Below are 13,127 nucleotides of genomic sequence, written 5' to 3' on the forward strand. Positions count from 1 at the left end.
TAAAAATAATCATATGTGTTCCCTTTTTTGTATAAAGAAGTATTATATCCTAAATGCACTAATTCATATAATATTTACATGTTTATGTTATAATTTTCCAACTTATTAGGGAAACGAAAAACTATATGAAAAAACTTATTCTATTTGGATTGATTACTTTACTGACACTCTCACAGGCTAAAATGGTAGATGCCATTGCAATCATTGTTGAAGGGGAGCCTATCACCACGGCAGAGATACGTGCAGTACAACAACAAATGCAGGTTTCTAAGGAGCAAGCCACTGATCTTCTTATCCAGGATCGCTTACAAAAATCAGCGATGAAAGATGTACAGATCGCCGAAGCAGATGTCGATGCAAAAATATCAGCGATCGCCGAGCAAAACAATCTTACTGTCCCTAAAATGCAAAAGATCTTGAAAGAACAGGGTACAACATGGAACAGCTACCGATCAAGCGTCAAAGAGGCAATGAAAAAAGAGAAGTTCTTTCAGGAGAATGTGGTCAGTTCTATCCCTGCTCCAAGTGAAGATGAACTCAAGCTTTTTTACAGAAACCACCAAGATGAATTTACCATCCCTGCCTCTGTCAGTCTGATCGAATACTCTGCTCCCTCTGACGAGCACATAAAGAAATTTCTTCAGACAAAAAATCCAAAAGGTGTCAAAAGCCGTTCTGTGACCAAATTGACAAAAGACCTCAACCCTGCTTTGCTTGGTAGTATTTTACAAACACAAAATGGTTCATTTACACGCCCTTTTAATGCAGGAGACCGCTATATCAGCTACAAGGTGCTTTCCAAGAAAGGCAAGGTAAATATGTCTTTTGAAGCAGCCCAAGGTGCCGTTGCCGCCAAATGGAGACAACAACAGCAAAGCAAAGCGCTGAAAGACTATTTTGAAAAGATTAAAACAAACGCTGATATACAAGTAATCAGATAACATTTTATTTATAAACGAAGGAAGAACATGGGACTAAAATCCGATAAATGGATACGTGAGAAATCACTGAACGAAGAGATGATCACCCCTTTTTGTGAAGGGCTGGTAGGAGAAGGAGTGGTCAGTTACGGGCTGAGTTCATACGGGTATGATATTCGAGTTACAGATGAATTTAAGATCTTTACGAACATCAATGCAGAAGTGGTGGATCCAAAAGATTTTAACGAGAACAATGTCGTGGACTTCAAAGGAGACGTATGTATCGTACCTCCGAACTCTTTTGCCCTTGCAAGAACCGTAGAGTACTTTAAAATGCCGAGTGATACTTTGGCGATCTGTCTAGGGAAAAGCACCTATGCACGTTGTGGTATCATCGTCAATGTAACACCATTCGAGCCTGGATTTGAAGGGCATATCACGATAGAGATCTCCAACACGACACCTCTACCTGCGAAGATCTATGCCAATGAAGGTATCGCACAGGTACTCTTCTTGCAAGGAGATGAACAGTGCGAAACAACGTATAGTGACAGAGCCGGGAAATACCAAAGCCAAACCGGTATCACCCTCCCAAGAATCCTTAAAAATAAATAATTAAAGCCCTAGGTAATGGTATACTTATTACCTAGGATCTACGATTTACCTTTTCCAACCACTTACATAACATATAGAGTGAAAAAAGATGTTGCTTGAACATTCCCTGTTTCCCTTTCTCCAAATACATTTCAAGTTCACTTTCATTAAAAAGGTTCATTTTTTCTTGTATGCGATGTATGACTTCTAACTCTCCACTCTCCTGCAGCCATTCCATGTAAGGATAGTTAAACCCTTTTTTCTTACGATCAACGATCTCGTTAGGAAGATATTTTCTAGCAACATTTTTCACTAGGGCCTTGGAAGGTTTCATCATACGAAGATCAGGCGTACAGGAGAATGCTGTAGCCACCACTTCTTTGTCTAAAAATGGACTTCTTGCCTCGATGCTGTGTGCCATGCTCATGCGGTCAAGCTTACGCAAAAAGACATTTCCCAGCATCACCTTAAGATCTACAAAACTATACCACTCCATAGGTGAGACACGGCCATACTGTTCGAACTCTTCTTTGTAAGGCTCAAGTGCTGCTAAAGAACGATTATCTTTCACATTCATACGCAAAAGCCTGTTTTGCTGAAGGTCGGTGAATATTTCAGCGGTGGAGCGGAACAGTGTACTCTCTTCAAAAATACGTTTGTACCACTCCCACTCTTTATGCATGGAAAAATGCGATTTAAAATAGTTTTGTAACCACCCTTTGAACTCCAGTCCACTAGCCTGTTCAAGAGCATAAAACTCTTTATAGGTTCTGTACCCCATAAAGAGTTCATCACTTCCGTCCCCGGTCAGTACCACTTTAAAACCCTCTTTATGGACTTTTTTCATTAAATAGTAAAGGGGTAACATCGCAGGGTCAGCTAAAGGCTCGTCCAAAGAGGAGACCACCTCCTCTATGGTTTGCAGGAAATCTGCTTTGCTGAATATGACTTCATGATGGTTGGATTTTATATGTTCTGCTACCACTTTGGCAAAAGGGCGTTCATCATACTTCTCATACCCCTCATACCCTATACTGAAGGTATCTACCCTTTGTTCCAAAGAAGCTATTGCAGAGATAAGCGAAGAGTCCACGCCTCCGGAAAGAAGACAGGCGAACTTAACCTCTTTAGGCAAGCGCAGTGCCACAGACTCCAGAAGTGATTTTTCCAATACTTCTACTGCATGCTCTTCGTTCTCTATAACTTGGGTTTTTCTAAGTGGTGTGTAATACTTTTTTCTTGCTATCCTTTTCCCTTCTAAAGCAAAGGTTAACATCTCCCCCTCATCTACTTGATAAATCTTCTTATCAAAGGTCTTTGGAGAAAGCGGTGTTTGAAACGAGAGGTATTGTGTCACTATCTCTCTGTTAAGTGTAAGAGGAATGAGAGAATGGATCGCTTTCATTTCACTGGCAAAGATAAATCGTTGCTCATCCAAAGTGTAATAGATCGGTTTCTTTCCAAAAGGATCACGAAATAACTTGACCTGAGCCTCTTCGATGATAGCAATAGCGAACATCCCACGAAGATGTGTGACAAAATCATCTCCCCATACCCTATATGCAGTATAGAGGACATCTATCTCACTGGGTTTGTGAAGCTGAAGTTCCTCCGCCAAGACTTCATAATTATAAATCTCACCGTTAAAAAGTATCTGTAGTCCATCCTGATCGTATATCTGTGTGAGTGTTTTCGTTACATTTGTAATGGCAAGACGATGGACGCCAAGAAAACAATGATCTTTAGCAATGATATACTTTGCATCTATCCCCCGATGAGCCAATGTATCAAAAGCCTCTATGGCTTTTTCCTCCTCATAGGTTCCGATGATCCCAAATATTGCACACACCTATCGAAGTCCTTCTTGATCGCTTGTTTTCTCAATTATACTTGCTTAAAATAATACTCTTCTCTTGCTTTTACTCTCTTTTGTGTTACAATGCCAAAAATTGTTCACTATAAAGTAAGGAAATATGAAAAACCTAATTATCGTAGAATCACCAGCCAAAGCACGTACCATTACCAGTTTCTTGAATAAAGACTATAAAGTCATCGCCTCTAAAGGGCATATTCGTGACCTTCCAAAAAGTACTTTTGGTATAACTGTGGATGATGAAAACGGTGATCTTGTTCCTAAATACTCCATCCCAAGAGATGCGAACCCCACTGTCAAAGAGTTAAAAAAACTTGCCAAAGAAGCAGAGACAGTATTTATCGCAACGGATGAGGACCGTGAAGGTGAGGCGATCGGGTATCATATTGCCAAGGCGATCGGAAGAGAACCTACCGAACTTCCCCGTATCGTCTTTCATGAGATCACCAAAAATGCTATTCAGCATGCACTTGAAACACCGCGTAAAGTCGATATGGACTCGGTGGATGCACAACAGACAAGAAGACTGCTTGACCGTATCGTAGGGTACAAACTTTCACCTCTGCTTGCCAGTAAGATCCAAAAAGGACTGAGTGCCGGTAGAGTACAAAGTTCGACACTGAAACTGGTAGTAGATAGAGAGCGTGAAATTAAAGCGTTCGTCCCTGAAGAGTATTGGACCATCGATGCACTGTTTGAAAAAGACATTGAAGCTTCTATCTATGATTATAACGGTTTGAAAATAGAGAAACTGACAGTTAAAACGGAAGCAGATGCCACAGAGATCGTTTCATCAGCTAAGAGTGAATCCTTTGTCGTTGCTTCACTTGAGAAGACGAAAAGAAAGACAAAAACACCACCTCCATTCATGACATCGACCTTGCAGCAGACAGCCTCTACCCAACTGGGATTTTCACCTAAAAAAACGATGATGGTCGCACAGAAACTCTATGAAGGGGTGAAAACAGACAAAGGTACGATGGGGGTCATTACCTATATGAGAACCGACTCGCTCAATCTTGCCAAAGAGGCGGTAACTGCTGCGAGAGAACATATCAAAAACACTTACGGAGACAAATATCTCCCAGCCAAAGCCAAGAACTACGCCACTAAGTCCAAAGGTGCACAAGAAGCCCATGAAGCGATCCGTCCGACCATGATCGAGTTTGACGGCAAGACTGCGGCTGACTACCTCTCTGTAGATGAACTGAAACTCTATAGACTGATCTACAACCGCTTCTTAGCCTGTCAGATGACAGAAGCAGAGATGGAATCGCAGACACTCCTCTTCAAGGGAGATAAATGTACCTTCAAAGCAAGTGGCAGAAAACTCCTTTTTGACGGGTTCTATAAAGTCACAGGATACACCGACAAAGACAAACTTTTGCCGGAACTGGAAAAAGGTCAAGCGGTAAGTCTGGACAACATCAAGCAGGAGCAACATTTTACAGAACCTCCTGCACGATACAATGAAGCAAGTCTCATCAAGAAGCTCGAGTCACTGGGTATCGGTCGTCCAAGTACCTATGCACCTACGGTGACCACACTTCAAACACGTAAGTACATTGAAGTAGAGAAAAAACGTATCCACCCTACAGAGGTGGCCTTTACGGTCACAGAGATGCTTGAAAAGCACTTCCCCGAGATAGTAGACAGCGGATTTACTTCAAATATGGAAGAGACACTCGATGAGATCGCAGAAGGAAACACAGACTGGCAAACGGTTCTAAAAGCATTCTATACACCTTTTTTACACAAGGTAGAAGAGGGGAAGAAAAAGATCAAAAGTCTCAAGGTAGCTGTGCCTACAGGTGAAAAGTGTCCTAAATGCGACTCTGAACTTCTCCTGCGTAAAGGGCGGTATGGCGAATTCATTGCATGCAGCAACTTCCCTAAATGCAAATACACCAAAAATCCGGACGGTACAGAAGTAGAAGGGCCGGAAGAGACGGATGAAAAGTGTGAAAAATGCGGTTCGATGATGGTCATCAAAAACTCTAAAAGAGGAAAATTCCTTGCCTGCTCCGCTTACCCGAAATGTAAAAATGCAAAGTCTCTTGAACCGGCAAGGGAACTCACAGTTCCCTGCCCGGAATGTGGAGGAAAACTCCAGGAAAGAGAAGGGAAAAGAGGTAAATTCTTTGGCTGTGTGAACTATCCGAAATGTAAATTCATCGCCAATTTTGAGCCTGTAGACAAAAAATGTTCGGAGTGTGGATATACTATGGGGATCAAACATCTCAAAAGCGGTGATGTCTATGAATGCTTTAAATGTAAACATAAAGAGGAGGCAAAGTAATGTCTAGCCCTAAACAACAAATATTTTTATGTGCGATCAACAACATCCTTAGCGGTACCTGTAAAGAAGACTGTAAATTCTGTACCCAAAGTGTCAGATATCATGCAGATATTGAACGCTACAGCTACAAAGATATAGGACAAATTGTCTCTGAAGCAAAAGCGGCAAAAGCCAATGGTGCTTTGGGCTACTGTCTGGTTACTGCCGGTAAAGGACTGGATGATAAAAAAGTAGATTTTGTTGCACGTGCTGCACAGGCGGTCAAAGCCGCAGTCAAAGACCTCAACCTTATCGCATGCAATGGTACAGCCAGCAAAGAGCAGCTTCGCTACCTGAAGCAGCATGGTATCGATAGCTACAACCATAACCTTGAAACCTCTGAACGTTATTATGCGGATATCTGTACCACCCATGCCTGGAGTGAACGTTATGAGACCTGCGAAAATGTAAAATCTGTAGGTTTGGCACTCTGTTCTGGAGGGATCTTCGGTATGGGAGAAACCAAGGAAGACAGAGATGCCCTTCTCAATGCAATCGCATCTCTCAGCCCGGAATCAACACCGCTCAACTTCTATCATCCTAATCCTGCACTTCCTATCAAAACAAGAAACATAGAACTGGATGAAGCTGTAGCAATTATCAAAAAAGCACGTGCACTTCTAGGAGAAGATAAACTTCTTATGGTAGCAGGTGGCCGTGAACTTCTCTTTAACGGAAAAGAAAATCTCATGTTCGAATCGGGTGCAAATGCGATGGTGATAGGGAATTATTTAACCACTAAAGGTATTGAAGCAAGCAGTGATCAAGAGATGCTCGATAGACTTGGCTACAAGGTAGCAACAAGCTGTGATACACACTAACATCGTCCATATACTCACACTATCACTGCTCATATGGGGAAGCCCTTTTGTTGCCAAGTTTTTACGTTTACCTATGCCTCCTGTGGAGATCATATTAGGCTCTATTGTTGCCTATTTTGGATTGGTGGGTCATAACCCATATTTCACCCTCATTGCAGAGGTCGGATTTCTCTATCTTATGTTCTTGGCTGGGATGGAAGTCGATCTGAAACAGATCACAAAAAGCCCTAAAAGTGTGATACAGAGGTCCATGCTATTCCTCTTCTTCATGGTCGTTTTTTCTATGATCTTTGGTTTTATCTTTGATCTAAATACGATTGTCATTATCTCTATGCCACTGATATCCATAGGTTTGTTAGCTTCTTTATCCAAAGTCTACGGGAAAGAGGAATCATGGATACGTTTAGCTTTTATCGCTGGTGTTCTGGGAGAGATCTTAAGTATTGCCGCACTGACCATCTTCGATGCATACATTACTACGGGGTCACCTATAGAACTTATTCTTAAAGTCGGTTACCTTCTTTTGTTCATCTTTGTTGTCTATATACTCTATAGAATGTTCAACCTGCTCTTTTGGTGGTACCCGGAACTCAAAAGCATTTTGGTTCCAAAGTTGGACACTTCCGCACAAGACATACGTCTCTCCATGGCCCTGTTCTTTATCATGATCGCTGTCATGCTGTCGCTCGAACTGGAAGTTGCCTTGGGTGCATTTATCGCTGGAATAGCGATCTCTGCCTTCTTCCATCATGAGAAAGAACTTGAAGAAAAAATGTCCAGTCTAGGCTTCGGTTTCCTGGTACCTCTCTTCTTTATCCATGTCGGTGCATCCTTTGATCTGAAGGCACTTCTTCTGGAGGGCGTTGTTCCCGGCGCTCTGCTAATTACGGTCTTGATGATTGTTGCTAGATTATTTGCTGCGATTGTATTGAGAGGGATTCATGGTAGTTCGAAGGATGCTATACTTATAGGACTTTCTCTCTCTATGCCATTGACCCTTCTTGTTGCTGTTGCAACCATTGGGTATGACACAAAGTTATTAGACCAGTTGACCTATTATCAGCTGATCTTAGCCAGTATCTTTGAAATATTGATCTCTATGACGATCATTAAAGCTATACAGGTGAGGAATCGTTCTAATGAAAAAGAGAGCAATAAGGATTAAAAGAGCAGAAAAGCTTACTCAGCATCTGCCTTTCTCATCTCTTGTACTGCTTCCCAATACTGCTTATCTGCAGCCTCTTTTGCTGCTCTCTTTTCTGCATCCACATCAATATCTACACCCTTCGATGCACTTGCAACCTTTTTTGCCGCTGCTTCTTTTTCAGCTAATGCTTTTTCTGCTGCTCTAGCTTCCGCAGCTATCTTTTCTAATTCCGCTTTTTGTTGTGCTTCTTTGGCAAGCTTCTCAGCTCTTTTTCTTTCGTACGCTTCTACTTCTCGTTGCTCTTGTTCCGCTTGTGCTTTTGCTTTTTTTAACTCTTCTTCTTTAGCAGCGATCTCAGCTAATAGTACTTCTTCTTTTTGAGCCTCTGCCTCTTCTGCTTTTTTCGCTTCAAGTGCTTCTGCTTTTTCTGCTTCTTCTTTCTTCTTCGCTTCATCCATAGCTTTTTGGCGGATTACCTCTGCTTTATCCTCTTCAGACTCGCTGACCTCTTCTACTGAGATTTCTTCTTCCCCTGCTGCGTCTTCTTCTACAGTTGCATCTTCTTCTCCAGCTTCAGGAGTATCAATCGTATCTTCTTCCTCATCAGCGAACTCATCATCTGAACCTGCTGCATCTCTCAGATCTGAAAGAAATGAATGTGTTGCTATATCAATATCTCTAAAACCTGATGCGTTTGCACTCATAAATAATACCGCCATTACTGCCCATAGATACTTTTTCATACTTTACTCCTTAGGTTCTAACTGTTTTAATTCAAAATACTCTTTTTGAAGTCTTTGATTTTCCACTTTTAATATTTTCTCTTCAAGAGACAAGCCTTGTTTTTTCTCTTTTAACTGATTCAAAACAGTTAGTGAGTTCTCCCCGTAGACCAAGACACCAACATAGATGCCAAAGAGAAGGATACCCAGGACTGTCACTAAGAAAGCTTTTAGTGACAGTCCGGCTATACTATCTTCCTCTCTCGGACCTGCCATATATTATACCTTCATTTACTTTGTAAAAATTGACGCACCCAAATACTCAAACTGACCAAGTTCCGCTTCGATCTCAAGCAGTCTGTTATATTTAGCGATTCTATCGCTTCTTGCCGTTGATCCCGTCTTTATTTCACCGGTATTCAAAGCGACAGCAAAGTCTGCAATAAATGTATCTTCACTCTCCCCTGAACGGTGAGACATGACACACGTATACCCGCTTCTTTGTGCAAGACGTACTGTTTGCATCGTCTCAGAAACCGTTCCTATCTGATTTGGTTTGATCAAGATAGAGTTTGCGATATCTTTTTCGATCCCCTCTGCCAAGATGGAAACATTGGTCACAAAGAGGTCATCACCTACAAGCTGTACTTTATCCCCTAATACTTCTGTAAGATGCTTCCAGCCATCCCAGTCATCTTCACTTAATCCATCTTCGATCGATACAATAGGGTACTTCGCACACATATCAGCATAATATGCAGTAAGTTCCTCAGATGTCAATTCTCTATTTTCTGACTTAAGTACATACTTGCCTGCATCATTGATGAGCTCAGAGGCAGCAACATCAAGGGCAATAGCGATCTGCTCACCTGGTTTGTATCCGGCTTTTTCGATTGCTTGCATAATCACCTGAATTGGCTCTTCGTTTGACTTAAGGTTTGGAGCAAAACCACCTTCATCTCCAACCGCTGTACTCTCACCCATACCATCAATGATCTTTTTAAGGTTATGATACACTTCTGCACAGGCTCTTAGTCCTTCTGAAAATCTATCAAATCCTACCGGCATGACCATATATTCTTGAAAGTCTACAGAGTTGTTCGCATGTTCCCCACCGTTAATGATATTAAGCATTGGTACAGGCATCACCACAGCATTCGCCCCACCAAGGTAACGGTAAAGCGGCATACCCATGCTTTTTGCAGCTGCACGAGCTACCGCCATAGAGACACCAAGTACCGCATTGGCACCCATGTTTCCATAATTGTTCGTACCATCAACCTCTTTCATCACAAGGTCTACTTCTGCCTGGTTAAAAGGACTAAGACCGACAAGCGCATCACTGATAGGACCATTTACATTTTCACAGGCTTGAAGGACACCTTTCCCCATGTATCTGTCACCACCGTCACGAAGTTCAAGTGCTTCACGTTTACCTGTACTTGCACCACTTGGGACAATAGCGCTCTCCACTGTTCCGTCACTCAAACTTACCGTTGCTTTTACTGTAGGGTTTCCTCTACTGTCCATCACCTCTGTTGCTACGATCTCATCGATAAAAATCATCTCTATCCTTTACATATTTGCTATTTTACATTTATCTATTATTTTATCGAATTTTACCCAATACTTAAGTAAATATTTATCTCAAAGAATCATTAGGAAGCCAGAGTGTAGCATAATGTGAAGTTTTGTTCTTCTTCATCTAAAAAAACCTCATTTTAAAAGATATGAGGGAACCCTTAGAAGAGTAAAAGTAGTAAGGTGTAGTTATTTTAATTTATTGGGTTATTATAGAAGAGTATCAAATCATGCCAGAACCTCCAAGGGTATTTGAGGTTCTAGGTTAGATGTTCAGATTTAATCTTCGATCATTTCGCTCTCATCTACTGCCAAGGCTTCACCAAAGCCGAGTGCTTCTTTGATTTTGCCTTCTAGTTCTGCCATCAGTTCAGGATTTTCTTTGATGGTGATCTTTGCATTCTCCTTCCCTTGTCCCAGTTTCTCACTACCATAAGAGAACCATGCACCTGATTTGTCAATGATATCCATCTTCACACCATAATCAATAAGTTCTCCTACAAAAGATATCCCCTCACCGAACATAATGTCAAACTCAGCCTGTCTAAATGGAGGTGCTACTTTATTTTTCACTACTTTTGCTTTGACACGGTTACCTATAGAAGATTCACCTTGTTTGAGTGTCGCGATACGACGCACATCAATTCTCACAGAACAGTAAAATTTGAGTGCATTCCCCCCTGTCGTTGTTTCTGGTGATCCGTATCCCATGGTACCGATCTTCATACGAATTTGGTTAATGAAGATCACTGTTGTGTTCGTTTTATGCAAAATTGCAGTGAGTTTACGTAGTGCTTGTGACATCAATCTTGCCTGAAGTCCCACATGCTGATCACCCATATCTCCCTCTATCTCACTTTTTGGCGTAAGTGCGGCAACAGAGTCAACAATGATCAGATCAACTGCTGCTGATCTTGCCAAGGTTTCAAGTACATCCAGTGCCTGCTCACCAAAATCCGGTTGAGAAACCAAAAGATTATCCGTATCCACACCCAGATTTCTGGCATACACCACATCCAGTGCATGTTCTGCATCGATGAATGCACACACCATATTTTTTTTCTGTGCTGAAGCAATGGTCTGTAAGGCAAGTGTGGTTTTACCAGATGACTCAGGACCATAGATCTCTATGATACGCCCTTGAGGTATACCGCCGATCCCTAATGCCATGTCTAAACCGAGTGAGCCTGTTGAGATAGATTCGATAGGTTCGAACTCTTTATCTCCAAGTCTCATCAGCGTACCTTTACCAAACGTCTTATCGATCTGCTTGATCGCCATATCCAGTGCTTTTTGTTTATTTGCATCCATTGCCATTGTCATATCCTTAACCTTAATGTTGAATTCTAGCACCATTCTATTACGTTTCCCATGCGAGTTTCAAAAATATGTCAAATTGACATGTTTTTTATAAAATTTTCTCAAAAGTTGCCACAAATACAAACAATGATAAAATACATCTATCCTAACAAAGAGAGTACCCTATCCATGAATCCTATACAATTAGCCCATTCTCCAGATGCAGATGATATTTTTATGTATTTTGCCATTAAATTCGGATGGGTTGATACCAAAGGCTATACGTTTGAGAACATTGGTCTTGACATTGAAACGCTCAATGTAGAAGCACTAAAAGGAACCTATGATGTCTCTGCCATCAGTTTTGGGATGTATCCGCTCATTAAAGATGAGTATGCGTTGCTTCGTACCGCAGTAAGTTTCGGTGAGGGGTATGGTCCCAAGCTCATACGCCGCAAAGATAAAAAGCTCAAACGCAATTTTAAAGTGGCGCTTTCTGGAAAATACACGACCAATGCCATGCTGTTCAGGATCTATTATCCTGATGCAAGACCTGTCTATATGGATTTCCTTGAGATAGAAGAGGCTGTCGTTTCAGGAAAGGTCGATGCAGGTGTACTGATCCATGAGTCCATCTTGGATTTTGATACAAGTCTGGAAGTTGAAAAAGAGGTATGGGATATTTGGGTAGAGTTGGCAGGAGAAGGTCTCCCCCTACCCCTTGGCGGTATGGCGATACGAAGAAGTCTACCATTGAACCGTGCTATCGATATAGAAAATATTCTCATTGAGGGTGTGAAAGTGGCTAATGAGCGAAAAGAGGAACTCTGTGCCAAACTGGAAGCAGAACACCTTGTACGCATCTCAGATAAAATGCTTAAAAAATATCTTGATATGTATGCCTCTGATACATCGGTCGAACTCTCTACGCTTCAAATAAAAGCACTTGACAGACTCTATGAATTGGGCTTTCAGCATGGGTTATGGGAAACACCTATCAAAACGGAAGAGTATTTGATCCCCAAAGAGTATGAAACCCTCCGGAACAGCTAAATGTTTTTTAAGACCATAGACTTTTCCAAATACTCCAGTATCAAAGTGGGGCAGCCCACACAAGTCCTAATGATAGAAGAGGGTGATACCATACCTGAGAACAGGTACCTCATCGGAGGTGCGAACAACCTGCTTGTCTCGCCTACACCTCCTCCGCTTATGATGCTCTCTAAAGATTTTGCTACTATCACCCAAGAAGATAATATGCTGGTGATTGGTGCAGCGATGCCCACAGGACGCATCGTCTCTTATGCGAAGAAACATGATATTGGCGGTTTTGAGTTTTGCTCCAAACTTCCAGGAACACTAGGTGGCATGCTTGCTATGAATGCAGGTGTCAAAGCATATGAGATATTTAATATTTTACACTCCGTAAAGATCAATGGAAAATGGGTTTTAGCAGATGAGATAGAACACGGCTATCGTTTCGCTAAACTGGGAGGTATCGTAACCCATGCAAAGTTTGAGATACAGCATGGTTTTGACCAAAAACTCCTAGATGAACTGCTCAACCTACGATCCAATCAACCGCTTGAACCAAGTGCAGGTTCTGCATTTAAAAACCCTGAAGGTGATTATGCCGGACGTCTAATAGAAGCTGTGGGATTAAAAGGCGTACGCAAAGGTCAAATGCAATGGAGTACGGTGCATGCCAATTTCTTGGTCAATTTAGGAGGAGGAACGTATGAGGAAGCCAAGTCACTTATAGACCTGGCAAAAAGTAAAGTGTTAAATCGATTTAATATAGTATTAATCGAAGAGATAAAGCTTCTCTAAAA

Annotated in this window: 12 protein-coding genes; 7 read left to right on the top strand and 5 right to left on the bottom strand. The window is 41.6% G+C overall.

Features of this window, described 5'->3' with window-relative positions; genetic code table 11:
* Positions 1-125: 125 nt before the first annotated feature.
* Entirely contained in the window at positions 126-941 is an 816-nt protein-coding gene (locus SULAR_RS10590; protein ID WP_008245897.1) for a hypothetical protein, read from the top strand.
* 27 nt (positions 942-968) lie between these two features.
* Positions 969-1,535 carry a dCTP deaminase gene (dcd, locus tag SULAR_RS10595; protein WP_008245898.1) on the top strand — a complete coding sequence of 189 codons (567 nt, stop codon included), beginning with the start codon at positions 969-971 and terminating at the stop codon, positions 1,533-1,535.
* 31 nt (positions 1,536-1,566) lie between these two features.
* On the opposite strand, the gene asnB is transcribed toward dcd, so the two are convergent.
* Complete coding sequence (asnB, locus tag SULAR_RS10600) at positions 1,567-3,363, bottom strand: asparagine synthase (glutamine-hydrolyzing) (protein ID WP_008245899.1); 1,797 nt, start codon at positions 3,361-3,363, stop codon at positions 1,567-1,569.
* A gap of 124 nt (positions 3,364-3,487) precedes the next feature.
* Here asnB and topA point away from each other — a divergent pair, with 124 nt between their 5' ends.
* Genes topA through SULAR_RS10615 form a run of 3 tightly spaced genes read left to right on the top strand, consistent with a single transcriptional unit; the run spans position 3,488 to position 7,711 of the window.
* On the top strand, positions 3,488-5,686 hold the full coding sequence (gene topA / locus SULAR_RS10605) for a type I DNA topoisomerase (protein ID WP_008245900.1): 2,199 nt from the start codon (positions 3,488-3,490) through the stop codon (positions 5,684-5,686).
* Positions 5,686-6,546, top strand: coding sequence for a biotin synthase (locus SULAR_RS10610; RefSeq protein ID WP_008245901.1), 861 nt, complete (start codon positions 5,686-5,688; stop codon positions 6,544-6,546). The genes topA and SULAR_RS10610 overlap by 1 nt, the downstream gene beginning before the upstream one ends.
* On the top strand, positions 6,533-7,711 hold the full coding sequence (locus tag SULAR_RS10615; protein ID WP_008245902.1) for a cation:proton antiporter: 1,179 nt from the start codon (positions 6,533-6,535) through the stop codon (positions 7,709-7,711). Before SULAR_RS10610 ends, SULAR_RS10615 begins: the two co-directional genes overlap by 14 nt.
* 14 nt (positions 7,712-7,725) lie before the next feature.
* Here SULAR_RS10615 and SULAR_RS10980 read toward each other — a convergent pair whose 3' ends face one another.
* From SULAR_RS10980 to recA, 4 genes are all read right to left on the bottom strand, one after another.
* A complete protein-coding gene (locus tag SULAR_RS10980) occupies positions 7,726-8,436 on the bottom strand; it encodes a hypothetical protein (protein WP_008245903.1) in 711 nt (236 codons plus the stop codon).
* A 3-nt stretch (positions 8,437-8,439) separates the two neighbouring features.
* On the bottom strand, positions 8,440-8,691 hold the full coding sequence (locus tag SULAR_RS10625; RefSeq protein ID WP_008245904.1) for a hypothetical protein: 252 nt from the start codon (positions 8,689-8,691) through the stop codon (positions 8,440-8,442).
* Positions 8,692-8,706: 15 nt separating this feature from the next.
* Complete coding sequence (eno, locus tag SULAR_RS10630) at positions 8,707-9,981, bottom strand: phosphopyruvate hydratase (protein ID WP_008245905.1); 1,275 nt, start codon at positions 9,979-9,981, stop codon at positions 8,707-8,709.
* A 294-nt stretch (positions 9,982-10,275) separates the two neighbouring features.
* On the bottom strand, positions 10,276-11,313 hold the full coding sequence (recA, locus tag SULAR_RS10635) for a recombinase RecA (protein WP_008245906.1): 1,038 nt from the start codon (positions 11,311-11,313) through the stop codon (positions 10,276-10,278).
* Between the two features lie 171 nt (positions 11,314-11,484).
* Here recA and SULAR_RS10640 point away from each other — a divergent pair, with 171 nt between their 5' ends.
* Together SULAR_RS10640 and SULAR_RS10645 are read left to right on the top strand one after the other, a co-directional pair.
* The gene (locus tag SULAR_RS10640) at positions 11,485-12,348 is read left to right on the top strand and encodes a menaquinone biosynthesis family protein (RefSeq protein WP_008245907.1); all 864 of its coding nucleotides are present in this window, start codon (positions 11,485-11,487) and stop codon (positions 12,346-12,348) included.
* The gene (locus SULAR_RS10645) at positions 12,349-13,125 is read left to right on the top strand and encodes a UDP-N-acetylmuramate dehydrogenase (RefSeq protein WP_008245908.1); all 777 of its coding nucleotides are present in this window, start codon (positions 12,349-12,351) and stop codon (positions 13,123-13,125) included.
* The last annotated feature ends 2 nt before the right edge of the window (positions 13,126-13,127 follow it).

It is taken from the genome of Sulfurovum sp. AR, from assembly GCF_000296775.1.
Lineage (GTDB): Bacteria > Campylobacterota > Campylobacteria > Campylobacterales > Sulfurovaceae > Sulfurovum > Sulfurovum xiamenensis.